The sequence below is a fragment of the Microbispora sp. NPDC004025 genome, assembly GCF_053604425.1.
The window spans coordinates 65,059-91,423 of the sequence record NZ_JBSGHN010000009.1 but is presented as its reverse complement, the minus strand read 5'-3'; the positions used below and the strand labels follow the sequence as shown (position 1 = coordinate 91,423).

Annotated in this window: 23 protein-coding genes; 13 read left to right on the top strand and 10 right to left on the bottom strand. The window is 73.3% G+C overall.

Going from position 1 to position 26,365, the window contains the following annotated elements; translation table 11 throughout:
* The first annotated feature begins 78 nt into the window (after positions 1-78).
* Positions 79-861, top strand: a complete 783-nt coding sequence (locus ACWEQG_RS22595; RefSeq protein WP_452287419.1) for a type 1 glutamine amidotransferase — start codon at positions 79-81, stop codon at positions 859-861.
* Positions 862-892: 31 nt separating this feature from the next.
* On the opposite strand, the gene ACWEQG_RS22590 is transcribed toward ACWEQG_RS22595, so the two are convergent.
* Positions 893-1,423 carry a GNAT family N-acetyltransferase gene (locus ACWEQG_RS22590; protein ID WP_452287417.1) on the bottom strand — a complete coding sequence of 177 codons (531 nt, stop codon included), beginning with the start codon at positions 1,421-1,423 and terminating at the stop codon, positions 893-895.
* Between the two features lie 90 nt (positions 1,424-1,513).
* On the opposite strand from ACWEQG_RS22590, the gene ACWEQG_RS22585 reads away from it, so the two are divergent.
* Positions 1,514-2,563 carry a LacI family DNA-binding transcriptional regulator gene (locus tag ACWEQG_RS22585; protein ID WP_363473260.1) on the top strand — a complete coding sequence of 350 codons (1,050 nt, stop codon included), beginning with the start codon at positions 1,514-1,516 and terminating at the stop codon, positions 2,561-2,563.
* Positions 2,564-2,585: 22 nt separating this feature from the next.
* On the opposite strand, the gene ACWEQG_RS22580 is transcribed toward ACWEQG_RS22585, so the two are convergent.
* From ACWEQG_RS22580 to ACWEQG_RS22565, 4 genes are all read right to left on the bottom strand, one after another.
* Complete coding sequence (locus ACWEQG_RS22580; protein WP_452287415.1) at positions 2,586-3,956, bottom strand: GH1 family beta-glucosidase; 1,371 nt, start codon at positions 3,954-3,956, stop codon at positions 2,586-2,588.
* Positions 3,957-3,997: 41 nt separating this feature from the next.
* Positions 3,998-4,837: a carbohydrate ABC transporter permease gene (locus ACWEQG_RS22575; RefSeq protein WP_363473264.1), complete on the bottom strand. Its 840-nt coding sequence runs from the start codon at positions 4,835-4,837 to the stop codon at positions 3,998-4,000.
* Positions 4,830-5,837, bottom strand: coding sequence for a carbohydrate ABC transporter permease (locus ACWEQG_RS22570; protein WP_452287413.1), 1,008 nt, complete (start codon positions 5,835-5,837; stop codon positions 4,830-4,832). The genes ACWEQG_RS22575 and ACWEQG_RS22570 overlap by 8 nt, the downstream gene beginning before the upstream one ends.
* Before the next feature lie 194 nt (positions 5,838-6,031).
* Positions 6,032-7,351 carry an ABC transporter substrate-binding protein gene (locus tag ACWEQG_RS22565; protein ID WP_452287411.1) on the bottom strand — a complete coding sequence of 440 codons (1,320 nt, stop codon included), beginning with the start codon at positions 7,349-7,351 and terminating at the stop codon, positions 6,032-6,034.
* Positions 7,352-7,934: 583 nt separating this feature from the next.
* Between ACWEQG_RS22565 and ACWEQG_RS22560 the strand changes: the two genes are divergently transcribed.
* From ACWEQG_RS22560 to ACWEQG_RS22540, 5 genes are all read left to right on the top strand, one after another.
* Positions 7,935-8,981 (top strand): hypothetical protein, encoded by a 1,047-nt coding sequence (locus tag ACWEQG_RS22560; protein WP_452287409.1) that lies wholly within the window; start codon positions 7,935-7,937, stop codon positions 8,979-8,981.
* On the top strand, positions 8,978-9,376 hold the full coding sequence (locus ACWEQG_RS22555) for a phage holin family protein (protein ID WP_363469481.1): 399 nt from the start codon (positions 8,978-8,980) through the stop codon (positions 9,374-9,376). Before ACWEQG_RS22560 ends, ACWEQG_RS22555 begins: the two co-directional genes overlap by 4 nt.
* The gene (locus ACWEQG_RS22550; protein ID WP_452287407.1) at positions 9,352-10,068 is read left to right on the top strand and encodes a DUF3618 domain-containing protein; all 717 of its coding nucleotides are present in this window, start codon (positions 9,352-9,354) and stop codon (positions 10,066-10,068) included. Before ACWEQG_RS22555 ends, ACWEQG_RS22550 begins: the two co-directional genes overlap by 25 nt.
* A 125-nt stretch (positions 10,069-10,193) precedes the next feature.
* Positions 10,194-11,228: a zinc-dependent alcohol dehydrogenase gene (locus ACWEQG_RS22545; protein WP_452287405.1), complete on the top strand. Its 1,035-nt coding sequence runs from the start codon at positions 10,194-10,196 to the stop codon at positions 11,226-11,228.
* A gap of 228 nt (positions 11,229-11,456) precedes the next feature.
* On the top strand, positions 11,457-13,088 hold the full coding sequence (locus ACWEQG_RS22540) for a hypothetical protein (protein ID WP_452287403.1): 1,632 nt from the start codon (positions 11,457-11,459) through the stop codon (positions 13,086-13,088).
* A 1-nt stretch (position 13,089) separates the two neighbouring features.
* On the opposite strand, the gene ACWEQG_RS22535 is transcribed toward ACWEQG_RS22540, so the two are convergent.
* Together ACWEQG_RS22535 and ACWEQG_RS22530 are read right to left on the bottom strand one after the other, a co-directional pair.
* Positions 13,090-13,857 carry a TSUP family transporter gene (locus ACWEQG_RS22535; protein ID WP_452287401.1) on the bottom strand — a complete coding sequence of 256 codons (768 nt, stop codon included), beginning with the start codon at positions 13,855-13,857 and terminating at the stop codon, positions 13,090-13,092.
* Between the two features lie 49 nt (positions 13,858-13,906).
* Positions 13,907-14,791 carry a DUF2268 domain-containing protein gene (locus ACWEQG_RS22530; protein ID WP_452287399.1) on the bottom strand — a complete coding sequence of 295 codons (885 nt, stop codon included), beginning with the start codon at positions 14,789-14,791 and terminating at the stop codon, positions 13,907-13,909.
* 117 nt (positions 14,792-14,908) lie between these two features.
* Here ACWEQG_RS22530 and ACWEQG_RS22525 point away from each other — a divergent pair, with 117 nt between their 5' ends.
* Genes ACWEQG_RS22525 through ACWEQG_RS22515 form a run of 3 tightly spaced genes read left to right on the top strand, consistent with a single transcriptional unit; the run spans position 14,909 to position 18,755 of the window.
* Positions 14,909-15,931, top strand: coding sequence for a hypothetical protein (locus ACWEQG_RS22525; protein ID WP_452287397.1), 1,023 nt, complete (start codon positions 14,909-14,911; stop codon positions 15,929-15,931).
* A 27-nt stretch (positions 15,932-15,958) separates the two neighbouring features.
* Entirely contained in the window at positions 15,959-17,308 is a 1,350-nt protein-coding gene (locus ACWEQG_RS22520; RefSeq protein ID WP_452287395.1) for an alpha-amylase family protein, read from the top strand.
* Between the two features lie 43 nt (positions 17,309-17,351).
* Positions 17,352-18,755, top strand: a complete 1,404-nt coding sequence (locus tag ACWEQG_RS22515) for a sensor histidine kinase (protein WP_452287393.1) — start codon at positions 17,352-17,354, stop codon at positions 18,753-18,755.
* Positions 18,756-18,777: 22 nt separating this feature from the next.
* Here the strand turns inward: ACWEQG_RS22515 and ACWEQG_RS22510 are convergent, their stop codons facing one another.
* Together ACWEQG_RS22510 and ACWEQG_RS22505 are read right to left on the bottom strand one after the other, a co-directional pair.
* Positions 18,778-19,434 (bottom strand): response regulator, encoded by a 657-nt coding sequence (locus tag ACWEQG_RS22510; protein ID WP_452287391.1) that lies wholly within the window; start codon positions 19,432-19,434, stop codon positions 18,778-18,780.
* Entirely contained in the window at positions 19,424-21,526 is a 2,103-nt protein-coding gene (locus tag ACWEQG_RS22505; RefSeq protein ID WP_452287389.1) for a sensor histidine kinase, read from the bottom strand. The genes ACWEQG_RS22510 and ACWEQG_RS22505 overlap by 11 nt, the downstream gene beginning before the upstream one ends.
* Positions 21,527-21,711: 185 nt before the next feature.
* Here ACWEQG_RS22505 and ACWEQG_RS22500 point away from each other — a divergent pair, with 185 nt between their 5' ends.
* The 3 genes from ACWEQG_RS22500 (at position 21,712) to ACWEQG_RS22490 (ending at position 25,488) form a co-directional block, all read left to right on the top strand.
* Positions 21,712-22,374: a hypothetical protein gene (locus ACWEQG_RS22500; RefSeq protein WP_452287387.1), complete on the top strand. Its 663-nt coding sequence runs from the start codon at positions 21,712-21,714 to the stop codon at positions 22,372-22,374.
* Positions 22,375-22,737: 363 nt separating this feature from the next.
* Complete coding sequence (locus tag ACWEQG_RS22495; RefSeq protein WP_452287385.1) at positions 22,738-23,379, top strand: response regulator; 642 nt, start codon at positions 22,738-22,740, stop codon at positions 23,377-23,379.
* Positions 23,380-24,264: 885 nt separating this feature from the next.
* Positions 24,265-25,488, top strand: coding sequence for a beta-ketoacyl-[acyl-carrier-protein] synthase family protein (locus tag ACWEQG_RS22490; protein ID WP_452287773.1), 1,224 nt, complete (start codon positions 24,265-24,267; stop codon positions 25,486-25,488).
* Between the two features lie 33 nt (positions 25,489-25,521).
* On the opposite strand, the gene ACWEQG_RS22485 is transcribed toward ACWEQG_RS22490, so the two are convergent.
* Positions 25,522-26,322 (bottom strand): hypothetical protein, encoded by an 801-nt coding sequence (locus ACWEQG_RS22485; protein WP_452287383.1) that lies wholly within the window; start codon positions 26,320-26,322, stop codon positions 25,522-25,524.
* Positions 26,323-26,365: the final 43 nt, after the last annotated feature.

The following is a 26,365-nucleotide window of genomic DNA, read 5'->3' as shown; positions in this document are numbered from 1 at the left end:
CTGAATACGGGGAAGCCGTGGTTGCGCCGTGGGAGAAGCGAAATGGGCGCGCGGACGGGGGCGGTAGAGTCGGGCCTCATGCCGGAGACGCCGCGTGTGCTCGCCGTACAGAACGGACCGAACGGGGGTCCCGGGCGGTTCGGAGAGTGGCTGGCCGCCGCCGGGGTCGCCGTCGACGTGGTCACCGCCTTCGACGGGTCCGCCCTCCCGCCGCGGCTGGAGCACGACGGCCTGCTCGTGCTCGGCGGCGGTTACCTCCCGGACGACGACGACAGGGCGCCCTGGCTGCCGGCCACCCGCGCCCTCGTCGAGCAGGCCCTCGCCGGGCCGGTGCCGTTCTTCGGCATCTGCCTCGGCGGCCAGATGCTGGCCTCGATCGGCGGCGGGACGGTCCAGGGCGACGCCGGGGCGCCCGAGCACGGCAGCACGTCGATCACCATGCGCGCCGAGGCGGCGGACGACCCGGTCTTCGGCGGGCTGCCCGCCGTCGTCCCGGCGATCGAGAACCACATCGACGCCATCACGGTCCTGCCGCCGGGCGCGGTCTGGCTGGCCGAGACGGAGCGCTGCCCCTACCAGGCCTTCCGGCTGGGCGACCGCGCCTGGGGCGTGCAGTTCCACCCGGAGGTGCGGCCCGGACGCATCCGGCAGTGGGACGTCGAGTACACCCGCCGGCGCGGTCTCGACCTCGACGAGCTGTACGCCGCCGCCGTGGCCGACGACCCGCTCTCGCGGGCCTCCTGGGGTGAGGTGGCCTCCCGTTTCGCCACCGTGGTCAAGGAAGGACGCGCGCGGACCTCCACCGGACCGGGAAGCCGAGCCGAGGGGCATGAGGACCGGAGAGTCCTTCCGGCGCGGTGACCGCCCCCATGGTGAGCCGGCACCGCCAGGGTCAGCCCACCGGCTCGAACTCGTCCCTGAGGACGGAGTAGAGGAGCTGGTCGTGCCAGCGCCCGCCGCGCCACTGCGCACGCCGTACGACGCCCTCCAGGCGGAATCCGATCTTCTCCAAGCATCTGATCTCGGCCCTGTTCTCCGGATCGGTGGTCGCCTGGACGCGTTCCACCCGGGTGTGCGTGAAGAGATAGCGGACGAGCTCCCACTGGGCTCGGGTCCCGACGCCCCGGCCGCGCCAGTCCGGCAGCAGGCCGACGGCGATCTCCCAGCACAGCGACGTGTCGCGACGGCCCCAGCGCCGCTCCAGCCACTCCACCCGCCCGGCGAGCTCGCCGTCCACCGTCACGGCGAGCATGTTGTCGGCTCCCGCCAGCAGCCCGCGGGTGCGCAGGGCCTCGCGCAGCCCCGCGGTCGGGGTGAAGCCGAACCATTGGTACGGCGTCGCCCCGCTCTCGCTCTGGAAGGCCGCGTCGAAGGCGTCCAGATCGGCTTCCGTGACGGGTCGAAGGACCAGTAGGCCGGGCATTCGCGTCGCTCCTCCTCACATGTCGGGCGGGTGCGGGACGGCCGGTCGGCACCGGAGAGCGCTCTCCCCCTCCGTGCTATAAATGGCTGCATGACCAGCGAACTTCCGCCGCTCTCGGGAACTCCCACACTCGAGGACGTGGCCCGCGTGGCGGGGGTGTCCCGGGCGACCGTCTCGCGCGTGATCAACGGTATCCGCAATGTGGCGCCCGAGATCCAGGAGGCCGTGCACCGGGCCATAGCGACGACCGGGTACGTGCCGAACCGGGCCGCCCGGTCCCTCGTCACCCGCCGTACGGGAGCGGTGGCGCTGGTCGTCTCCGGCGCGGGCGACGCGAAGGGCGGCGAGCCGTTCGAGTCCCGCGTCTTCGCCGACGCGTTCTTCGGGCGGGTGGCCAGCGGGGTGGTGGGATATCTGCGGCCGCGGGGCATCCATCCGGTGCTGATGCTGGCGGACTCGGCGCAGACCCGCGAGGACGTCGTGTCCTTCCTCCGGCAGGGCAGCGCCGACGGCGCCCTGGTCGTCTCGACGCACGGCGAGGACCCGCTGCCGAAGCTGCTGGTGGACGCCGGGGTGCCCGCCGTGCTGTGGGCGCGGCCCGCCCGGCCGATTCCGATCAGCTACGTCGACCTCGCCCACCGGGCCGGCGCGGCGCTGGCGGCCGACCACCTGGTGGCGCGCGGCTGCCGGCGGGTCGCCACGATCAGCGGCCCCTTCGACGTCCCCGCGGCGCAGGACCGGCTGTCGGGATTCCAGGAGGCCATGGCCGGTCACGGCCACCCGTACGTGCCGGCCGTGGAGGGCGACTTCATGCCCGCGAGCGGGGAGGCCGGCATGCACCGGCTCATGAAGGAGCACCCGGACATCGACGGCGTCTTCGTCGCCAACGACCTGATGGCGCAGGGCGCGCTGCTCGCCCTGCGCGACCTCGGGCGCCGGGTGCCCGAGGACGTCGCGGTGGTCGGCTTCGACGACAGCGCCGCGGCCGCCTGCCGCCCGCCGCTGACGACCGTGCGCCAGCCGATGGAGGACATGGCCGCCGAGATGGCCCGCCTGCTGCTCGCGCACGTCGCGGACCCGGACTTCCGGGTCACCTCGGTCATCGTGCAGCCGGCGCTGGTGGTCCGCGAGTCGGCCTGACGGACCACCGGCGCCGCGTCGGTCAGGCCACCCGCAGCCGCTTGCCCGCCGCGATGATCTCGGCGTAGCGGCGGCCGCTCGCCTTGACGGTCCGCGCCTGGGTCTCGTAGTCGACGTGCACCAGGCCGAACCGCTTGTCGTAGCCGTAGGCCCACTCGAAGTTGTCCAGCAGCGACCACGCGAAGTAGCCCGCCACCGGCGCCCCCTGCTCGATCGCCCGGCCGCAGGCCGCGATGTGGTCCTCCAGGTAGGCCAGGCGCTCCGGGTCGTCGACCGCGCCGTCCGCGCCGACGGTGTCGGGCCAGGCCGACCCGTTCTCGGTGACGTACAGGCGGGGCGCGGCGTACTCCCGGGTGAGGCGGACCAGCAGGCGCTCCAGGCCGGTCGCGTCGACCTCCCAGCCCATGGCCGTGGTCGTCGCCCCCGGCACCTCCAGCTGCCGCGCGTACGGCACGGGCCCCCCGGGGTCGGCCGTCACGACCTGCCGGAAGTAGTAGTTCACGCCCAGGTAGTCGAGCGGCGTCGCGATCGTCTCCAGGTCGCCCGGCCGGATCGGCAGGTCGACGCCGTACACCGCGAGCATGTCCTCCGGGTAGCCGCGGCCGGTCACCGGGTCGAGCCACCACCGGTTGACGTGCCCGTCGAGGCGCCGCGCGGCGGCGTGGTCCTCCTCGCTGTCGGTCGCGGGGTCGATCGGGCTGAGGTTGTTGACGATCCCGATCGACGGCGTCAGCCGCGCGGCGGCCCGTACGGCCTGCACGGCGAGGCCGTGCCCGAGGTGGAGGTGGTAGGAGGTGCGCACGGCCGCCTCCAGGTTCCGCACCCCGGGGGCCATGGAGCCCTCCAGGTGCCCGTGCCAGGAGCAGCACAGCGGCTCGTTGATCGTCGTCCAGTCGGCGACGCGGTCGCCGAGCCGTTCGGCCACGACGGCGGCGTACTCGGCGAAGCGCTGCGCGGTGTCGCGCTCGGGCCAGCCGCCGCGGTCCTGCAGCGCCTGCGGCAGGTCCCAGTGGTAGAGGGTCACGAACGGCCGGATGCCGGCGTCGAGCAGGGCGTCCACGAGGCGGTCGTAGAAGGCCAGCCCGCGCGGGTTCACCGGCCCGGTGCCGTCGGGCACCACACGGGGCCAGGCCACCGAGAAGCGGTAGGCGTCCACGCCGAGTCGCTGGAGCAGGCCGACGTCCTCGCGCCACCGATGGTAGTGGTCGCAGGCCACGTCTCCGGTGTCGCCGCCGTCGATCGCGCCGGGCACCTTGCAGAAGGTGTCCCAGATCGAGGGCAGCCTGCCGTCCTCGAGGGCCGCGCCCTCGATCTGGTAGGCCGAGGTGGCGACGCCCCAGACGAAGTCGTCGAAAGCGGTTACATCGGGGGCGTGGCCGCGCTGCGGCTCCATTCGCTGGTTCTCCTTGGTTCGATGGTGGTGATGGTGGGCGTTCACTTCACGGCGCCCGCGGTGAGGCCCTGCACGAGATAGCGCTGCAGCAGCAGGAACCCCGCCACCACGGGGACGCTGACGACCAGGGAGGCCGCCATGATCTGGTTCCAGTAGACGTCGTTCTCGGTGGCGTACCCCTGCAGGCCGACGGCGAGGGTGCGGCTCGTCTCGTCGGTCATGACCGAGGCGAACAGCACCTCCCCCCACGCGGTCATGAACGCGTAGATCGCGACGGCCACGATACCGGGGGTGGCGGCGGGGAGCACGACGCGCAGCAGCGCCCCGACGGGGCCGCTGCCGTCGACCTGGGCGGCCTCGTCCAGGGCCGTCGGGATCGAGTCGAAGTAGCCGGCCAGCATCCAGATCGAGAACGGCAGCGAGAAGGTCAGGTACGTGATGATCAGCCCGGTGCGGCTGGCGTACAGCTCGACCCCGAGCGCGGTCCCGAGGTTCACGTAGATCATGAACAGCGGGAGCAGGAAGAGGATGCCGGGGAACATCTGCGTCGACAGCACGGTGACCGAGAAGATCCGGCGTCCGGGGAAGCGGAAGCGGCTGATCGCGTACGCCGCGAAGATCGCGATGAGCACCGAGACCAGCGCGGCCACCGACGCCACGACGATGCTGTTGGCGAAGTAGCGGGCCAGCGGGACCGTCCGCCACATGTCGGCGAACGGGCGCAGGGTGATCGTCGTGGGGATCCACTGGAAGTCCCCCTGCACGTCCCGCAGCGGCTTGATCGCCGAGGTCAGCATCACGTACAGCGGGGTCAGGGTGAACAGGCCGAGCAGGCCGAGGCCGATCCACCGCGCCCACGGCAGCCAGCGGGGCTCACGCATCGCTCCTCCTCCGGGACGTCGCGATCAGGTACACGGCCGTCACCAGCAGCAGGAACAGCAGGAGCAGCACCGACATGGCCGAGCCCGAGCCGAAGTTCCAGGTGACGAACGAGCTCTGGTAGATGTGGATCGAGATCAGGTCCGCCTCGTGCGGCGCCGACTTGCCGAACAGCACGTACGGCGTGTTGAAGTCGTTGAACGTCCACAGGAACAGCACCAGGACGAGCACCTGGTTGACGGGGCGCAGCATGGGCAGCGTGACCGCGCGCAGCCGCCGGCCCCAGCCCGCGCCGTCGATCGCCGCCGCCTCGTACAGGTCGCCGGAGATGTTCTGCAGCCCGGCCATCAGCACGAGGAAGGCGAACGGCCACGACCGCCACACGCAGACCACGATGAGGGACACGAAGCTGTTGGAGCCGATCAGCCAGAACGGCCGTTCGCCGAACAGGTGCAGCTGGTCCACCAGCACGTGGTTGACCAGCCCCGAGTCGCGCTGGAGCAGGAAGCTCCAGGTGATCACCCCGGCGTAGACCGGCAGGGCGTACGGCACGAGGAACAGCGCGCGCAGCACGGCCCGGCCCCGGAACGAGCCCTGCATGAGCACCGCGCCGCAGATGCCGAGCAGCCACGACAGCCCGACGGTGAGCACGGTGAACGCGACGGTGACGAGGAACGAGTGCAGCAGCGAGCGGCCGACCGCGCCGTCGAAGTCGACGGCGACGCGGTAGTTGTCCAGCCCCGCGAAGGGCGCGGCCGACCAGTTGCGCAGGAAGAACTGGGTGAGCTTGAGGAAGCTCATGCCGATGCCGATCACCATGGGCACCAGGTGGACGAGCAGTTCGAGCAGCACGGCCGGAAGGATCAGCAGGTACGGCAGGGCGACGCGGCGCAGCCGCGCCGGGACGCGGTCGGCGATCCCGCGCCGCAGGCCGCCCGGAGGCGGAGGGCCACCTGGAGACGCGGGTCTCCGTCCCGCGCCGGGCCGGGACGTGGTGGACACGACCATGGACTTCCTCTCGGTATCAGGCAGGCGGCCCCCGGAGGGGCGTCGAAAGGCACACGGAGCCCCCGGCTGGGGGCGGGAACGGGCGGGAAGCGCCCGGAGGGCGACGGGTTCCGGGCACTTCCCATGCGGCGGGAGGCACGCGGGCGCCGGGCGGGGCCGCCGCCCGGCGCCGGGGGTGGGTGGGCCGCTCAGCCGCCCATCTGCTGGTTGGCCTCGGTCAGCTTGGCCTTGACGGCCTCCTCGGTGACCGGCTTGCCGCTCGCGACGTCCGCGAACAACTGGTTCATGGCGTTGCCCACGAGCGTCTCGAACTGGCTCTCCTGGGCCACCTGCGGCAGCGGCGCGGCCGTGGTGGAGAGGATCTGCTGGAACGTCTTGATCGTCTCGCTCTCGAACGCCGGGTCGTCGTAGGCGTCCGTGACGGTAGGCAGCGAGCCGTACGCCTTGTTGAGGTTCTGCTGGGTCTGCTTGGCCGTCATGAACTGGGCGAACTTCAGCGCCCCGTCCTTGTTGGCGGCCGTCTTGAACACGGCGAGGTTGATGCCGGCGACCATGGCGTTGACCTGCTCGCCGCCCTGCGACGGGTCGGGCAGCGGGATCGGGGCCAGGCCGTAGTCGTCCTCGGACCAGCCGGCCTGCTTGAGCTGCGTGGCGATCGACTGCCACATGAGCATGCCCGCCTTGCCGGAGACGAAGTCCTGCACCGCCTCGGTGCCGTTGGCGTACTCCGCGTTGCTCGGATTGACGATCTTGTGGACGGCCATCAGGTCGAGGTACTGCTTGATGGCCCTGGTCTCCTGGTCGGAGTCGAAGTGCGGCTTGCCGGAGGCGTCGAACAGCTCGGCGCCGTGCTGCCGGCCGAAGATGAAGGCGTGGTGGGCGTTCTCGCTGACGCTCGCGCCCTCGACGGCGAGCCCCCATTTGCCGTCCTTGGTCAGCTTCTTGCCGTCCGCGATCAGCTCGTCCCACGTGGCCGGCGGCTTGTCGATGCCGGCCTCCTTGAACATCTTCTTGTTGTAGAAGAGGCCGTACGTCATGCCGTAGATCGGCACGGCGGTGGGCGGCTGGCCGGGGGCGCCGGTCGCGGCGAGGCTGGGGCCGAGGAAGCGCTCCTTGCCGCCGAGCGTCTTGAGCAGCGCGTCGTCCCACGGCACGAACGCCCCGGTCGCCTGCAGCGAGGCCGACCAGGTGTTGCCGATGTTGACCACGTCAGGGCCCTTGCCCGACGTGGTCGCGGCGAGGATCCGGTTGAGCAGGTCGGCCCAGGGGACGACCTCCAGGTTCACCGTGATCCCGGTCTCCTTGGTGAACCTGTCCAGTTCGGGCCTCAGCACCTCCTTGTCGTTCTCCAGGCTCGTGCCCTGGTTGGACGCCCAGTAGGTGATCGTCTGGGGCGCGCTCCCGCCGGCCGATCCGGCCGTGGACGGCGAGTCGCCGGCGCCGCAGGCCGTCGCGGCGAGCACGAGGGCTCCGGCGACGGCGAGGAGATATGGCTTGCGTCTGCGCACGGGTGTTGTCCTCACTCTTGCGGGGTGCGACCGCCCGCCCGCGAGGGCGGGGGCCTGGGGGGTGAACAGTCCATGTCCTGCGACAGCGGGGCGCGGACGGCCCCCGCCTGCGCGAAAGCCGCCCCTTGTTCCGGGGCGTGCCTCGCGCGCACGGGCTCTCCTCGCCGCCACGGCTTGGAGAGCGCTCTCCAAGCAGGAGACTGTCGCGGAAGGCCGGACGTGTCAAGAGGCGGCCCTTCGGCTGCCTGCCCCGCCCGGCCGCCGATCGCCGGTCTCACCGGCATGAACTGGGCGTTTCGGCGATGACGCGGTCCCGCCTTGACAGGACGGCCGACGGAGACCACGCTCTGGGAAAGCGCTCTCCCACCCACTGTTCCCCTCGGCACGAGAGAGGTCGTCACTTCCCAGCCATATGCCGGGCACGTCCCGGACGCCCTCACAGGCCGGTCCCGCGTCGCCCCCGCCCCGGCCGCGTTTACCGTGTCAATACGCGCTCTTTACTTTTTTTGGCGATTTGTGCGTCCGTTCGAACTTCGGGGGTAGCTCGCCGCTCCAGGGACGATTTCGACCCAAGGAGGCTTCAGTGAGCGACTTCCATACCGAGACGCGAACATACGCCGGGGGAAGCGAGCTGCCGCAGGACGCCGGCCGTCAGCAGGCCGGACAGCAGGGCACCACACAGGCGGGCACCACGCAGCCGGGTACCGCGCAGCAGGTGCGGCAGGCCGCGCAGGAGACGGCCCACGAGGCCAAGTCGGCCGCCGGCGAGGTGGCGCTGACCGCCAAGGACCAGGCGCGGACGGTGGCCCACGAGGCCAGGGAGCAGACGCGGCACGTTCTCCACCAGCTGCGCAGGCACACCGACGAGCAGGCCCGGCACCAGAGCAGGCGCGCCGCCGACACGATCCGGCAGTGGACCGGCGAACTGGAGGCCATCGGCGACAACGCCAAGCCCGACTCCCCGATGCGGGGAGTGGTCCAGCAGGTCGCGGAGCGGGGTCACCGCGCCGCCGACTACCTGGAGACCGAGGGCGTTCAGGGCGCGGTGCGCGACGTGCAGGACTTCGCGCGGCGCCGTCCGGGGCTGTTCCTCGCCGGCGCCGTGGTCGCGGGATTCCTCGTCGGGCGGGCCGTCAAGGCCGTCGCCTCGGCCGAGGATCCGCACGCGAGCGGCCCGGCGAACGGCCCGGCGAACGGCACCCTGGACGATGACGCCAGGTGGTCCGGCTCCGGCGCCGCCTACGACTCCGGATACCGCTCTGGATACGACTCCGCCTCCGGCGACGGGAGCGGCGCCGCGTACGGTTCCGGGTCGCCCTCGTCCGCTCCGTACGGCACCCGCCCGGTCACCACGTACGGCACGGGCACCCGGCACACCCCGGTCAGCGAAAGCACCGGCACCGACGGCCCGGGGACCGGCGTGACCGCCTCCCCGTCGTACGGCACCGGTGACGGCAACGGGACCGGCGACGGATACCGTACCGGCGACGGGACGCGGAACGGCACCGGGACCGGCTACACCACCGGCGCCCGCTACCCGTCGGAGGAGATCCGGGACAGCCGCGCCGACGGGCGGGGCGACTCGGACGGGTTCCCCGGCGCGCCGGGCGCCGGAGGTGAGCCGCGATGAGCTACCCCGTCCCGCCCGCCGAGCCCTCACTGGGCAAGCTGGTCGGGGAGATCGGTGAGGACCTGTCCAAGCTGTTCCGCCAGGAGGTGGAGCTCGCGAAGGCCGAGATCCGGCAGGAGGCCGCGAAGGCCGGCAAGGCGGCCGGGATGCTCGGCGGGGCCGGTTTCGCCGGATACATGGTGGCGCTTCTCGTCACGCTGGCCGTGATGTTCGGACTCGGCAATGTCATGGACCTGGCCTGGGCCGCGCTCATCGTCGCGGTCGTGTGGGCGGTGATCGGCGGGGTCCTGTTCGCGCGCGGCAGGGAGCGCATGCGCGAGGTGAACCCCACGCCCGAGCAGACCATCGAGACGCTGAAGGAGGACGTGCAATGGGCGCGAGCCCAGAGGAGATAAGGGCCGAGATCGAGGTCACGCGGGCGGAACTCGCCGCCGACGTGGACCGGCTCGCCGACCGGACGAGCCCGGCGCGCATCGTGCGGCGCCGTACGGACAGCATGCGCGAGATGGCGCACTCGGTGAAGGAGAAGGTGATGGGAGTGCCGGCACACGCCACCCACACGGTACGCGACCAGGCCGGTGACGCCGCGGGGACGATGCGCGACGCAGCGGCGCACGCCGGCGAGACGGTCCGCGACGCCGCGGCGCAGGCGGGCGAGACGGTGCGCGGGACCGCGGCGGAGGCCGGCGAGATGGTCAGGCACGGCGCGCAGCAGGCCGCCCAGACCGTGCGCGAGGCGCCGCGCCAGGCGATGCGGAGCACGCAGGGCAACCCGCTCGCCGCGGGGCTGATCGCCTTCGGCGCGGGGCTGCTGGCCGCGAGCCTGCTGCCCAAGACCTCCGCGGAGGAGCGGGCGGCCCTGCAGGTCAAGGACCGGGCCGAGGAGATGGTCGAGCCGGTCAAGCAGGCCGTCCAGGAGACCGCCCAGCGTGTGGGCGAGGACGCCAAGGAGGCGGTCCAGCAGGTGCGCGAGACGGCCGCCGAGGCGACCAGGACCACCGGCGAGGAGGCCCGCGACCAGGCGCGGCAGGTCACCGAGCAGACCCGTGACCAGGCACGGCAGATGACCGGTCAGACCCGGTCGTAGCGGAGGCCGTGGGAACGTTCCGAGGGCCGGGCTCGCAGTGCGGGCCCGGCCCTCGGCGTACGCCGGGATACGATCAAGGTGAAGGACCGATTCGAGGGGGCGGCGATGACGCGGGGGACGGTGGCGTGAGGGCCGCCCGGCTGCGGAAGGCGGGCGAAGTCCGGCTGGCCGACGAGCCGCGGCCCGTCCCGGGACCGGCAGAGAGCCTGGTGCGCGTCACGGCCGTCGGCCTGTGCGGCTCCGACCTGCACTGGTACTCGGAGGGCGGCATCGGCGACGCGGTGCTGGACGAGCCGCTCGTCGTGGGACACGAGATCGCCGGAGTCATCGAGGGCGGTCCCCGGCACGGCACCCGGGTCGCGGTGGACCCCGCCATCCCATGTGGCCGCTGCGCGGTCTGCGCGACGGGATACGGCAACCTGTGCCCGGACGTCCGCTTCGCCGGGCACGGCACGCTCGACGGCGGCCTCCGCGAGTTCCTCACCTGGCCCGACGAGTTGCTGCACCCGCTGCCCGACGCGCTCTCCGACAGCGACGGGGCCATGCTCGAACCGCTCGGTGTGGCGCTCCACACCGTGGACCTGGGACATGTGAGCCTCGGGTCGCCCGTCGCCGTCGTCGGCTGCGGGCCGATCGGCCTGCTGGTGGTCCGGCTCGCCCGGCTCGCCGGCGCCTCGGTGGTCGTCGCCGTCGACCCCCTGCCGCACCGCCGCGCCGCCGCCCTGCGGTTCGGCGCCGGCCACGCCCTCTCCCCCGAGGAGGCGGGACCGGCGGCGTGGGCCGGGATCGACGGGCTGGACGGCCTCGGCGTACGGGTGGCCTTCGAGGTGGCGGGCGTCGACGACGCGGTGCGCGTCGCCATGACCGCCGTACGTCCCGGTGGCCGGGTCGTACTGGCCGGTATCCCCGACGACGACCGCACTTCGTTCCCCGCGTCGCTTGCCCGGCGCAAGGGCCTCACGCTCGCGCTCGTCCGGCGGATGAACCTCACCTATCCCCGGGCGATCCGCCTCGTCGCCGACGGCTCGGTGGACGTGGCATCGCTGGTCACCGAGCGCTTCCCGCTCGAGGCCACGGCGGACGCCTTCGCCGCCGCCGAGTCCCGGCGCGGGCTCAAGGTCGTGGTGGAACCCCACCGCCGAGGGCCAGATGCGCCATAAACGGGCAGACACGGTCGAATTGACAGCCGTGCCGACAGGGACGCCACGACACGCGTCAAAGTTCTCGCGAAATCCCGGTGCGGCGGGCGCGGCACGGGGTATCTTCTGAGCATCGCGCAAGCGAGCACAGGCTAATCCGGGGCAGTCGCCCCCGAGGGCGCGGTCTTTCTGGGCCGCGCCCTCTTTATTTCCCCCGATGTCCCGCCCACCCCCCGAGGTTGCGTCAGCATGCATGCGATTCCCGCCGGTCGTGACCCCCGGTCCTCCTACTCCCGGCACGTCACCACCCGGCTGCTCGACTTCACCAGCGCCGCCACCCCGTGGGCGCGCCGATTGTGGACTGTAAGCTCCTTCCTCGCCCTGGAGGAGCTGTACGAGGCCGGGGTGTGGGTCGATCGGCGCGTGCTGTCGCAGGCGGCGGTGGACTGGCAGCGCCACGCGCTGGAACGCCTGCTCGGCGACGATCCCGCCCTGGGCACCGCGGCCTACCGCCGTGAGCTGCGCGAGGTCCTGTGCACCACCCTCACCCTGGCCAGCGACGGCCGCCGCAAACTGCGCCACCTCATCGACATGGGGCGGCCCGGCTACCTCGGCCGCTGGTCGTCCTGTGCCGCGGCGCAGGAGCCGCCCCGGGCCGAACGGGTGGCCCGGGCCGTCGCCGCGCACCTGCTCGACAGCGGGCACAGCCTGGCGGGTGTGCAGCGCTGGCTCCGTGACGGCCATCTGAATCTGTCGGCGACGGACCTGATCGCCGAGGCGTCCGCCCTGCTGGCCCGGCCGCCGCGCCAGTGGCGGGTCGTCGTCCCCTTCCGCGCGCTGAGCCGGCACGAGGAGCTGGCCGGCTGGCTGCCCAACTGGCTGACGGCCGAGCAGACGCGGCCCCTGATGGCGGGCGCGAGCGCCGAACGACACCGGGAGGTGGTGGGCGGGCTCGGCTACTCGGTCGAGGCCAGGGACGCCGAGCGCGCCGTGGAGATCGTCTCCGACCTCGTCGAACGACTCCAGGCGCGGGCGCGCTTCACTGCCGCCGGGGCGGTCGTCCCGCTGGGCGAGGCGTACATCGGGGGCGAGGATCGGCCGCTCCCCCTCCTGCTGCCGTCGCGCGGCGCGCAGGTGCTCTCGCTGGCCGCCGAGCGGCAGTTGTACGTGGTCGGCCAGGACGTGCAGCGGTTCGGCGAGCAGGCCAGGAGCACGGTCGACGAGGCCCTGGAGATCGCCTCCGGGCTCAACCAGGGGCCGCTCGCGCCCGCCATCGCGGGAGGCTGGGCGGCGCTGGAGTCCCTGCTGACCGAGGCCAGGGATCCCGACGAGCGGGAGAAGGTGGTGGCCGCCTCCCGCGCCGCCGCGCTCGTCGCCTGTTCCTGGCCGCGTGCCGAACTCACGGCGCTCTCCTACCGGATACGTGAGGTGCCCGGTGACGCTCTTGTGGACAAGCTGGCGGCCTGCGCGTCCAATCGGGAACGTTCCACACTCGTCGCCGCCGAGCTGGAGAGCCGGGACGGGCTCCCGCTGGTGCGGTCCTGGCGGACCGGCAGCGACGTGGCGTCGGTCTTCCGGATGAAGGCGCTGCTCGCCGATCGGCGACAGGTGCTGGGGCGGGTGCGCGGCTACCTGGAGGTGTCGCTGCGGCGGTTGTACCGGTGCCGCAACATCGTGCTCCACGGCGGTTCCACCGGCGGCGTCGCGCTTCCCGCCGCCCTCCGGGTCACGGCGCCGCTGGTCGGCGCCGCCCTCGACCGCATCGCGCACTCCCACCTCGTGGCCGGGGTGCCCCCGCTCGCGCTCGCGTCGAGGGCGGAGACCGCGCTGCGCATGGTGGACGACGATCTCGGACCCGGCCTGTGCGACCTCATCGACTGACTCATCGGCTGAGGAACTGGTCGTACCCGAGCTTGGCGACCAGGGCTGCCACCACGCACAACAGGACGACGCGGACGAACCCCGCGCCGCGGTTGAGCGCCATCCGCGCGCCGATCTGCGCTCCGGCGATGTTGCAGACCGCCATGGCCAGGCCGAGCGCCCACACCACGTGGCCCTGCACGGCGAAGACGACGAGGGCGCCGAGGTTGGTGCCCGTGTTGACGACCTTCGCCGTGGCGGAGGCGTGGACGAAGTCCATGCCGAGGATCGAGGTGAACGCGATGAGCAGGAAGGTGCCGGTGCCGGGCCCGACGATGCCGTCGTAATAGGCGATGCCGATGCCCGCCACCGCGACTCCCGTGATCGCCCGCGCCCGCGTACGCAGGTGCGGCTGGGGCAGGCGGCCGAACCCCGGCCGCAGGGTCACGAACGCCCCCACCCCCAGCAGCACGACCATCACCAGCGGCTTCAGCACATCCGCGTCGAGCAGGGCCGCCGAGGCGGCCCCGAGTCCGGCGAAGGCGACCGCCAGTGCCGCGGCCGGCACGGCCACCGCCCGGTCGAGCTTCGTCCTCCTCGCGTAGGCGACGGCGGCCGACCCCGTGCCGAAGATGGCGGCGCACTTGTTCGTCGCCAGCGCCTGGACCGGCGTGAGACCGGCCAGGAGCAGCACCGGCAACTGCAGCAGCCCTCCCCCGCCGACGACGGCGTCCACCCATCCGGCGGCCAGGGCCGCGAGGAGCAGAAGCACGACCTGTTCCGCACCCATCGGCTCCGTCCCCCTTTGCGCCGGTTTGACCATGGCTCGACGAGCGAGCCTAGCGGGCGGCGGACAGCCCGGCGTTGGCCAGGATCTCCTGACGGGACAGCGTCGTGCTCTCGGCGGCGGTCAGACCCGAGGCGGCGAGGTGCGCGTCGACGATCCGCAGGCCGACCGGGTAGCCCGCGTGGTCGGGCAGGCCCACGGGCGGCTGCCCCATCTGCTCAGCCGTGGCGTCCCCGTGCACGTACGCGGCGAAGTTGTGCATGCCGGTCAGGTTCACGGCCTCGGTGATCGTGGCGTACGCGGCGTCGAGCGCGGGCCCGTCCAGGGAGGTGCTCCAGGGGCCGAGCCCCTCCGGCCCGTACAGCTCGCGGACGAACGCGTCGGCGAGCCCTTCGGAGACGATCTGCTCGCCGAGGGTGACGGTCGGGGGGTCCCAGACGACGTTCGAGTATCGGATGTTGTGGTTGAGCTCGTGGACGGCGCAGTGCCCGAGGCGGCCGAGGTTGTCCTCCGTCGGCCAGACGAGGAGGTAGACCAGGCCCCTGCCGCTCATGCCGAGGTAGCCGTGGTTGCGCCGCACCAGGTGCTCCGCGTCGGGGTCCCCAAGGACGATGTAGACCTGCAGCGTCTCGGGATGCCGGATGCCGGGCACGGCCTCGCGCTGGTGCTTCCACGCGCCGGTGAGCGCGTCGCGGACCTGCTCCCACACTCCCGCCTCGCGCATCCGCCGCAAGGCGGGCAGGTACCGCTCGTCGTCGCGGTCGACGCGGAAACCGAACCCCTTGTGGTGCATGCCGACGACGTCGTCGACGGGCATCCATGGCACGGCGTCCCACATCGGGCGGAGCATGCCGGTGAGCGCGGCGGGCCGTTCCGCGAGGGGGGCGGCCAGCAGGCCGGCCATCGCGGTGGCCGTGTCGTGAACGATGATCTCCATACCGCCGACGCTAAAAGCTGACGCTACGTGAGGCTCAAGGGATTTCCCCCGCGCGGGGGATGCCGGTCCCGCTGTCTGGGGAGGCACGGCGAGGATGCGGCCACGAGCCTGGAAGGCATGGAAACGGCACATCTTCACCGGGAGTCCCCACCCGCGCGCACCGGCGCGCTCACCACCGCCGCCGCTGCGGTGGCCGGTCTCGCGCTGGCCGGCGCCGGGGCGAGCGGGATCGCCTTCGACATCGTGGGCGGGATCATGGCGGGGATCGCGGCGGTCACCGGGGAGAGCGGCGTCGTCGACCTGGGCTTCGACCCGCCGATGGCCGCCGCCCGCGCCGCCGCGCTCGCCGCCGGCACCACGCTCCTCGTCACCGCCGTACGGCGTCGCCGCCGCGCGCGCGGCGCCTGCGCGCGCTGCGGCCGGCGGCCGGACCACGGCACGGCGGACCACGGCACGGCGGACCACGGCACGGCGGGTCACGAGGGACGCGACGACGCGGGCCACGCCTCTCCCGCCGGCGGGGGCCGGGAGACGTGGCAGAGGCTGAGCGTCCGCGCCGGATACCTGACCGTGCTGCTCGCGGCGGGATACGGCGCGCTGAAGGTGCAGTGGGGCCTCGGGGGCACGGTCGGCCTCACCGATCCCCGCGCGTTCGGGGACGTGCACCTGTGGACGCCGGGGCTGGGCGACACCGGGGTGCTGGCGCTGATCGGCATGGCGCTCGGGCTGGGATTCGCCCGGACCTGGCGGCCGCCGCTGCGCATGCCGCGGTGGATGCCGCTGACCGCCGCCGTCGTGGGGAGCGTGATGCTGGTCCCGGTCGGCGTCCTCGGCACGGGGCTGAGGGTCGCGGTCGCCCTCGGCCTCGCGCAGCCGTCCCTTGAGGGGGTCTCCCCCTGGGTGTTCGACGTCATCTATCCCTGGTTCCTCGCCTGGGGGCTGGCGATGGGCACGGCGGCCGCCGGCTACCACTACCGCACGCGTGGCGTCTGCCGCGCCTGCGGCCGGGGGCGTCCCGCCTTCGCGCGGGACACCGGCGCCGGGGTGCCTGCGGCACGGAAAGGGGCAGGGGTGCCGGCGGCACGGAAGGGGACAGGGGGGCCGGCGGCACGGAAGGGGGCAGGGACGACGACACTGTGACCGGACGGGCGACGATGAGGAGCGGCTGTGACGTCATGGAGCGACCACGCGATCTGGTGGCATGTCTACCCTCTGGGCTTCACCGGCGCCCCGCTGACGGCGCCGCCCGAGGGAGCGCCGGTCCGGCACCGCCTGCGGCGTCTGGAGAGCTGGCTCGACTACGCCGTCGACCTCGGCTGTTCGGGTCTCCAACTGGGCCCGATCTTCGCGTCGCAGACGCACGGGTACGACACGGTGGACCATTTCCGGGTCGATCCCCGCCTCGGGGACGACGACGACTTCGACCGCCTGGTGGCGCAGGCGCGGCGGCGCGGGCTCCGGGTGCTGCTCGACGGGGTGTTCAACCACGTGGGCAGGGGGTTTCCGGTCTTCGCCCGGGCGCTCGCGGAGGGGCCGGACTCCCCCGCCGCGCGCTGGTTCCGGCCGGGTGACGGCGCCGGTGGCTTCGCCGTGTTCGAGGGCCACGACCGGTTGGTGGCGCTGAACCACGCGGAACCCGCCGTGCTCGACCACGTCGTACGGGTGATGAGCCACTGGCTCGGCCGGGGTGCGTCCGGCTGGCGGCTGGACGCGGCGTACGCCGTGCCGCTCCCCTTCTGGCGTGAGGCCGTCACACGGGTGCGGCGGGAGCATCCGGACGCCTGGTTCGCCGGCGAGGTGATCCACGGCGACTACGCGGCGTACGTGACCGAGGGCGGCCTCGACTCGGTGACGCAGTACGAGCTGTGGAAGGCCGTCTGGAGCTCGCTCAACGACGGCAACTTCTTCGAACTCGCCTGGGCGCTCGACCGGCACGACCGGCTGCTGGAGGTGTTCGCGCCGATGACGTTCGTCGGCAACCACGACGTGACCCGCCTGGCCAGCAGGCTCACCGATCCGCGGCACCTGGGGCACGCGCTGGCCGTCCTGCTGACCGTGGGCGGGGTGCCGAGCGTCTACTACGGCGACGAGCAGGCGTTCGCCGGGATCAAGGAGGACCGCGCCGGGGGCGACGACGCGATCCGGCCCGCCTTCCCGGACGGCCCGGGCGACCTCGCGCCGCACGGCCTGCCGGTCTACCGGCTCCACCGGCGGCTGATCGGGCTGCGCCGCCGCCATCCCTGGCTGGCCCGGGCGCGCACGAAGGCCGAGCACGTCGCCAACACGGCCCTCGCGCTGCGCAGTGAGGGACCGGCGGGAGAGGTCGTCACGCTGCTCAACATCGGCGAGGACGCCTACCGCTTCCCCGTGGACGTCTCCCGGCTCGCCGTCGCGGAGAGCTGTGCCGGGGCGGAGAGCTGTGCCGGGGTGGAGGGCTCCGCCGGAGCGGATGACGTCTATGGAGATCCCGCTCTCGTGCCCGCGCACGGGTGGCGGGTGCTCGTCCCCAGGCCGTGACCGGACGGCACGGCACGCGCCGTCATTGCGGGACCATCGAACCGTGAACCAGGTCCTCGCCCCGCTCCTCGACAGGGTCACCTACCGCAGGTGGGCCTGCCTGATCGTCGGCGGGGCGCTGCTCATGCCCTACATGATGGCCGGGGAGGTCGCGACGGCGCTGTGGCGCCCGGCGCCGCAGGCCGGCGATCCGTTGCTGTCGGTTCAGCCGTTGATCTTCATCGGGGTGCTCCCGGTGGTGGCCGCCTCGGGGCTGTTCCTGCCGGTCCGTGCCTTCGAGGTCGCCGCCGCCCGCACGTTGCTGGGCGCGGCCGTCGAGACCCCGCCGTCCTCCGTACGGCGGACCTGGTCCGAACGGCGCCGGACCGCGGCGTGGTTCACCCTGCACCTGGCCCTCGGCGGCCTGGTGAGCGGGGTGACCCTGGCCATGGTGCCGTTCGCGGTCTGGCTGGCGGTCCTCCCGCTGGCCGGGGATCACCTCGGGCTGGTGGACCCCGGGCTGCGCACCGGCTGGGTCACGATGTGGGGTCCGCCCGCGGGGCTGGCCGTCCTCGTCTGCCTGCTCTTCCTCGCGGCCGGCGCCGGGGCGCTGCTCGCCCGCCTGGCCCCCGTGTTCCTTGGGCCGTCCGCGGCCGACCGGCTCGCGTCGGCGCGGCAGGCCGCGCGCCGGCTCGCGGTGCGCAACCGGCTCGCCAGGGAGTTGCACGATTCGGTGGGTCACGCCCTCAGCGTGGTGACCGTGCAGGCCGCCGCGGCCGGACGGGTGCTCGACCGGGATCCCGCCGCCGCCCGGGCCGCGCTGGAGGCGATCGAGACCTCCGCCCGGAGCGCGCTGGACGAGCTCGACCACGTGATCGGCGTGCTGCGGGAGGGCGGAGGGCGGGCCTCGCCGGAACCGTCCCTCGACGACCTGCCCGCGTTGCTCGACGCCGCGGTTCCCGCGGACAGGCCGGTCACCCGGCGGCTGGGCGAGCTGTCGGTGATCCCTTCCGTGATCTCCCGGGAGGCATACCGCGTCGTGCAGGAGGCGTTGACCAACGCGATCCGGTACGGCACCGGCCCGATCGAGGTCGACGCCGGGGTGTCCGGCCGCGTGCTGGAGGTGTCGGTCCGCAACGCGGTCGGTGACACGGTCCGTACGGGGGCGTTCCGCGGGCGTGGCCGTCCCGGGGCGGGTGTGCGAGGCCCGGCCGGCGGGGCCACCGGCAGGACGGGCGACGTTGCGGGCGACATGACGGGCGACATGGCGGGCGGCGCGACCGGCACCGCCCCCGGCGGCGGGACCACCGGTCACGGGCTGGACGGCATCCGCGAGCGGGTGACGCTGCTCGGGGGCCGGATGGAGGCGGGCGGCGACGACCGGACGTGGCGGTTCCACGCCCGCATCCCCCTGCCGGGCGGTGACGCCGCCGACCGGCCAGGGCACCCGCGTCCCCGGCCCGGGTGATCTTCCCCGGGCCCCTGCCGGATCAGGTGCGACCGAGTCCGGCGTCGCGCGCGCGAACGATGGCCTCGGCGCGGTCGGCGACGTGCAGCTTGGCGAAGATGTTCGAGACGTTGTTGCGCACGGTCTTCTGCGACAGGAACAGCGTGCTCGCGATCTGCGCGTTCGACCGTCCCGCGGCGACCAGTGAGAGGATGTCGCGTTCGCGCGGCGTGAGCTGCGGGAACGCGGTGAGTTCGGACGCCGGCGACGGGCCGGCGAAGAACTCGGCCACGCGGAGCGCGACCGCCGGGCCGAAGATCGCCTCCCCGTGGGCGACCGCCACGATGGCCCGGGTGATCTCGGCCTGGTTGGCGCCCTTCAGCAGGTAGCCGCGGGCTCCGGCCCGCATGGCGGCGAACAGCGTGCTGTCCTCCTCCGACATCGTCAGCACGACCACCCCGATGTGCGGGCTGTCCTCGACGACGCGCCTGGTCGCCTCGATCCCGTCCAGCTCCGGCATCGTGACGTCCATCACCACGATGTCCGGCTGCAGCTCCGCGGCGCGCTCGACCGCTTCCCGGCCGTTCGCGGCCGTGCCGACCACCTCGATGCCGGGGATCGAGGCCAGCAGCATGGCGAGCCCTTCGCGGTAGACCGGGTGGTCGTCGGCGAGCAGCACCCGGATCGAATCATCGGACACCCGCCACCTCCGTCTTCTCCGTCGTGCCGGTCGCCTCCTGAAGGGGCAACAGCGCCCGGACCAGCGTCCCGCCGCCGGGCGGGCAGACGACCTCGCAGCCGCCGCCGAGCTCGGCCGCGCGCTCCCGCAGCGAGAGCATCCCCACCCCGGCCGTCACGTCGGCCCCGATGCCCGAGCCGTCGTCCCGCACCGTCACCTCCAGCGCTCGTTCCCGCACACCTATGGTGATGTCGCAGTGCGCCGCGCCCGAATGCCGGACCACGTTCGCCAGCGCCTCCGACACGATGCGGTACGCCGCCACCTCGACCGCGGCGGGCAGCGAACCGAGATCTCCCTCGGAGGTCACGGCGACCTTGAGCCGGCCCGACCTGACGCGCTCCGCCTGTTGCTCGACGGCGCGGCGCAGGCCGAGCTCGTCGAGAGCCGGCGGGCGCAGGTCGTGCACCAGCCGCCGGACGTCCGCCAGGACGGCGGCGACGTCTGCGGCCGCCTGCTCCAGCATTCGGTCGGACTGCTCGGGAGCGCTGCGGGCCAGGTTCCGCGCGGTCTCGATGCGCAGCGCCACGGCGCCGAGGCTCGGACCGAGCCCGTCGTGCAGGTCGCGCCGCAGCCGCCTGCGTTCCTCTTCCCGCGTGCCGACGAGCTGCACGCGAATGCGCTGCAGGTCGGCGCTGAGCTCGCTCGCCCGGGCCGCCGCCGCGGCCTGCCGTACGAGATCGCCGAGGAGCCGCTGGTCGCGTTCGGTCAGGTCGGCACGGCACAGCATGAGGCGGCCCACCACCTCTCCCCGGTAGGCCACCGGCAGCGACAGCGACGGCCCGTGCGGGGAGCCGTGCTCCACGATCGATCGGGCGCCGCCGGCCCGCTCGATCTCCACCCTGACGTAGGGGAGACGGAAGGCGCCGGCCACCGTCCGGGCCAGCGCGAGCAACTGGTCGTCCGGATCGGTGGCCAGTTCGAGCCGCTCGGCGAGTGTCGAGACCATGCCGTACGGATCGTCGCGCCCTCCGCGCAGCAGCCGGCGTACCGCCCGCCACAGCCAGCCCCGCAGGGGCGCGTAGACCACCGCGACGATCGCGATCGCGGCCAGGGCCGAGTCACGCTCCCCCAGCGTGCTTCCCGCGACGGTGAAGACGGCGACGTCGATGACGACCACCGACAGGGCGAGCAGGCCGTACAGAACGGTCGCGGGCAGCAGCCGGTCGATGTCGTACAGCCGGTATTTGGTGACCGCGACCAGCACGGCGGCGGAGGTGAGCGCGACCGCGAAGCAGAAGAGCATCGCCGTGACCTCGACGGGCGCCACGAACTGGAGCAGCAGCACGAACATGCTCACGAGCGCCGACCAGGTCAGCCAGCGGATCTGGGCACGCCGATCGGCGCCGGCGACGCGGTAGCGGTGCAGCATGACCGCGAACGGCACCACCAGGCTCACCGGCACGGCGGCGTACGCGACGGCCAGCACGGGTGCCCACACGTCGTACGGCAGGGGGATGCTCACGGGATCCAGCGCGAGACGGGAGATCTCCGCGGGGATCGGGGTGGCGTTGTACCGCGCCATCACGTCCATCGGCACGACCAGCAGCAACGCCGGCAGCAAGGCGGTCAGCACGAGGCTGGCGACGGACAACCACCGCCATGCTCCGGCCGCCGGCAGCCGTCCGTCGGGAAACAACAGGATCAGCAGCGGCAGCCCCATCAGCAACGCCGACCCGAAACGTGCGAACAACCAGTAGACGGCCGAGGCGCCCGGCGCGCCCGGCGAGGTGTAGATCGCGTATAGCGACCAGGCGCCGAGGAAACCGTTCAGCGCCCATTCCAGTCCGGAGACGATCAACACCCAGGCGACGGGATGCCGCGGCAGCCGGCGCAGCAGCAGGGCGCCGGGCAGTGCCTGCGCCAGGCCGGCCATGGCCGACGGCCAGTTGGCGATGGCGAGGTCGGCGCCGGGCGAGGCCGCCACTCCGCTGTTGCACATGTCCACGATCACCGTGGCGGCCACGAGCGCGAGCGCGACGGCGGCCGCCACCGGCGCCGTCCACGCGGCCGTCCGGTCCGTCGCCGGCCGCCCGGACGCATCCACATCCACCACGACAGGCATTGTCCCCTGCTCGCCGTCCCGCTGTCCCGGGACGGGAGTCCCGGGACCGCCGTCCCGGGGCGGGTGCCCGGCGGCAGGGGCCGGATCCGGGACCGGCGGCCCTGTGGAGCCGGGGCGGCGGGCGCGGATGGTGGATCCGCACGGCGCACCGGCGCCGCACGCACGGAAGGACAATCATGGACACGCACGTCACCCGGCAAGCCGCCAAGGCACGCACGGATCTCACCCCGCCCGAGGCCCCCTCCCCCGGCGCCTCCCGACTCGGCTCCTTCCGCCTGGCGGGAGCCGCGCTCACGATCGGCACGCTGGCCTGGGCCGCCAGCATCTTCGTCTACGGCACCGACGCGCAGGGGATGGGCGGACGCATCCACGACCTCACCGGCCTGGCCTTTCAGCTCGGCGTGTTCTGCCTGCTGTGGGTGCAGACGCGAACACGGGCGCTCGGCGTCTCGCGGGGCGGCGTGATCGGGCTCCGGGTCGAGGCGGTGCTGCTCGGCGTGGCGAGCGTCTGGTCGCTGCTGCACGGGGTCCTGCCCGACGACCTGCGGGACCCGGCCTGGCTGGGGTTCATGGACGTGTTCTGGCCGCTGTCGATGTTCGGCATGTTCGTGATCGGTGTCAAGCTCGCGATCGCCGCGAGGTGGCGGGGAGTGCTGCGCTGGTGGCCGCTCGTCGCCGAGACCTGGGCGGTGGCGACCGTCCCCACCTATCTCGTATTCGGCGACCCCCTGGCGAACTGGGTCGGCGGCTGCCACCTCGTCGTCGGCTACGCGCTGCTCGGGCTGCTGCTCGCCCGGCGTCCCGAGCTCGCGGTCGCGGACGACGACAACGGCCGCTGACCCGCCCCCCGGTGACAGGAGGTCCTCATGGCTGAGCTGATGCCGCCGGCCACGACGGTCACGACGGCCCGCCGACGGCGGACCCGCGAGCTCGGACGCCTCCCACGCCCCCGAGCCGGGTGCTCACTGTCGACCACGCCGGATACCGCCGCACCGTCGATCGCGAGCGGATCGACACCACCCGCTCCCTTGCTCTGGTCTCCGAGGCCGGGCACGCCGCCGATCCCCGCGTCGTGGAGCGGGCGGCGGCCGGGGCCCTCGCGCTGTGGCGTGGCGAGCCGTACGCCGATCTGGGCGGGCAGGAGTACGCCGCCGGGGGCGACCGGCCGGGCGGCGCCACCGGCGGCTCTCTAGGGTTGAGCCATGACGCTGCGCGTGGTGATCGCCGACGACGAGGACCTGATCCGCACCGGCCTGCGGATCATCGTCGAGTCCGAGCCCGGCCTCAGCGTCGTGGGCGAGGCGTCGGACGGCGCCGAGGCCGTGTCGGTCGTCCGCACGACGAAGCCCGACGTGGTGCTCATGGACGTACGCATGCCCGCGGCGGACGGCATCCAGGCGACGCAGGCCCTCGCCGCTGCGGGAAGCGCGCCCAAGGTGATCGTGGTGACGACGTTCGAGAACGACGACTACGTCTACGAGGCGCTGCGCGCCGGCGCGAGCGGCTTCCTGCTCAAGCGGGCGAGGGCGGACGAGCTCGTCCAGGCGATCCGGGTGGTGGCGGCGGGTGAGTCACTGCTGTTCCCGGCCGCCATCCGGTCGCTCGTCGCGGCCCGCGGCGCCGCCCGCGCCGTTCCCGGCGTCGGACGGCTCACCACGCGTGAGGGGGACGTGCTGCGGCTGATGGCCCGCGGCCTGTCGAACGCGGAGATCGCCGCCGAGCTCGTCGTAAGCACGGAGACGGTCAAGACCCACGTGGGCAACGTCCTGGCCAAACTTGGCGCCCGCGACCGCACGCAGGCGGTGGTCGCCGCCTACGAGTCGGGCTTCGTCTCTCCCCGCTGAGCCAGCCTTCTCCGCCCGGGCGCAGGTGGGCGGCGAGCCCGTCCAGGAAGCCGTGGAGCATGCCGCTGCCCGGACCGTAGACGCCCTGCTCCAGGGCCGAGGCCGGACGGGCCGGGATCCAGGGCGGGTTGCAGACGACGAGGTCGGTTCGTCCGCCGGGAAAGAGACAGGGACCGGTCACGTCGACGCGAGCGGCGAGGCCCAGCCGGTGGGCCCGGCGGTGAGTGCGGAAGGCCGCACAGGCGTCGTCACCCGGAGGAAGAGGTCTCCGGTCGATGCGGCGGCTCATCGCCCGCAGGAGCTGACGTCCGTTGTGGTAGTCACCTCGCCACAGCAGCGCCGTCCCCTCGCGGGCGAGCCGGTAGGCGGTGCCGGCTTTCATGTGGTCGTCCGCGACGACGATCCGCCGGGGCGGCGGAGCCGCGCTCTCGGAGTGCCAGTGGGCGGATCGGGCGGTGCGGCCTTCGGTCCAGTGGATCGTGGACACGACGTACTCCTCGTGGTCGACGTGCGGATGGGCACGAAGAGCACTTCGACGAGGAGCACGGCGGACACGCCCGTGCTGCGGCACGAGCGTGAGTGACAGAGCAGGAAGGGTTACCGCTCCCGCCTCGAAGCGCGAGAGCAGGCGTCGCCGAGGACCATTCCGAGCGTCATGATCAGCCCTTTCAGAAAGACGCACACGAGGTTCGCACAACCCTCTGGGGCAGGCAAACACGGTGCGGTGACGAGCGGCGGGCAGCGCGGCGCCGACAAATCTGCGGCGGCTTTTTGGTTGATCGTCACACCTGCCCGAAGCAAGGGCGCTTTGGCAGCGTGAGGACCGGAAAGCGCACCGCCATCAAGGATGGATCGGTGCGGCCAGGACAGATCAGGGGGTCGTCGATGGGAGACGGGATCAGGGCGGGCGTGCCGGTCACCGGGCTGGGCGCCGTCACACCGCTGGGCGGCGACGTGGCCACCACCTGGGCGGGCCTGCTGGAAGGGCGGTCCGGCATCCGCCTGATCGAGGAGGACTGGGCCGAGACCCTGCCCGTACGCATCGCCGGCCGGCTCCCCGTGGACCCCGCCGAGGTGCTGGGCCGGGTGACGGCGCGGCGGCTCGACCGCTGCCAGCAGGCCGCGCTGATCGCGGCGCGGGAGGCGTGGGCCGACGCGGGAGCGCCCGGCGTCGAACCCGAGCGCCTCGCCGTGGTGATCGGCACGGGGGTCGGCGGCGTCCTGACCACGCTCACACAGAACGAGATCCTCGAAAGGTCCGGGCCGCGCAGGGTCTCGCCGTACACCGTGCCCATGCTCATGCCGAACGGGCCCGCGGCGGCGGTCAGCATCGAGTTCGGCGCGCGGGCGGGCGCGCACACGCCGGTGAGCGCGTGCGCCACCGGCGCCGAGGCGATCGCTATGGGCCTGGACCTCATCCGCCTGGGCCGCGCGGACGTGGTGATCGCGGGCGGGGCGGAGGCGTGCGTGCATCCGCTGACCTTGGCCGGGTTCGCCCAGGCCAAGGCGGTCTCCACGCGCAACGACGCGCCGCAGGAGGCGTCCCGGCCCTTCGACGCGGGGCGCGACGGTTTCGTGCTGGGCGAGGGAGCGGCACTGGTCGTGCTGGAACGCGCGGAGTTCGCCGCCGCCCGCGGCGCCCGGGTGCACGCCACCCTGGCCGGCGCGGGAACCACCTCCGACGCCCACCACATCACCGCGGCCGACGCGGCCGGGCAGGCGCGGGCGATGCGGCTCGCCCTGGCCGACGCCGGGCTCGACGCTCTCGACGTGGGCTACGTGAACGCCCACGCCACCTCGACCCCCACGGGTGACCTGACCGAGAACGAGTCGGTCGCCGAGGCGATCGGGACGCATCCCGCGGTCACCGCGATCAAGTCGATGACCGGTCACCTGTGCGGGGCGGCCGGGTCGCTGGGCGCCATCGCCACCGTCCTCGGCCTGCGCGACGGGGTGATCCCCGCCGTCCGCAACCTCGACGACCCGGACCCGGAGGTCAAGCTGGACGTCGTGGCCGGCGCGCCGCGCCGGGGACGGTGGACGGCCGGCCTGGTGAACTCCTTCGGCTTCGGCGGCCACAACGCCTCGCTGGTCTTCACCACCGCCTGATCCGCCTGATCCACCCGATCCGCCTGATCCGCGTCAGATCGGGCCGCGTCCGCCGAAGACGTCGTCGGGCCAGCGGCTCTCGTCGCCCTCGCCGCTGCCGGACGGGCCGGGCGTGGGCTGCTGCGGCTCGGGCGAGGCGGGCTCGGGCGGCGGGGTGGGCACGAACTGCGTGTTCGGCAGCGGCCGGGACGGCTCCTGCTCGTCCTCGCCGCGGAACAGCAGCATCGAGACGACCAGCAGCAGCGCCAGCACCAGCGTGGCCAGCAGCGTGGAGGCGAGCACGACCGAGCGCCGGGTGGCCACCGGCGGCGGGGGCGGCGCGGGCGGGGCGGGCAACGCTGGGGTGCGGTCGCCCAGCCAGTAGTGCACGAAGTCGGGCCCGTGCCGCCGCCCCGTCAACGTCCCGGACACCGGCACCGGATCGAGGAACCGCTCGGCCCCGGGACCGTTCGCCACGTACGGCACGGCCACCCAGGGCGCGGGCCCGTCCTGCATCGCCAGGACGGGAGGCGTGTCGGGGGCCACCCTGCCACGCACCCGGTCCACCAGCGAGGCGCCCCACGCGCGCACGCCCGCCCTTCCCTGTGTTCCTCTGATCGCGTCGCTTTGTGTTTCTCTGATCGCGTTGCTTTGTGCGTCCCTGATCGCGGTGACGAAGCGGTCCCTGGCGGCGGCGTCGAGGGCGGCGCCGCTGGACAGGACGGCCACCGACACCACCCGGCCGTCCGGCGCCTGCCCCAGGTAGACGAGCCCGGCCGGGGCCGTCCGCAGACGCGCCTGCAGCGCGAACGGCCCCACGTGGGGCGGGTCGCCGTACTGCAGCGGAGTCACCATCCCCCACATGAAAACACACGGGCGCGGCGGGGGGTGTGGCGCG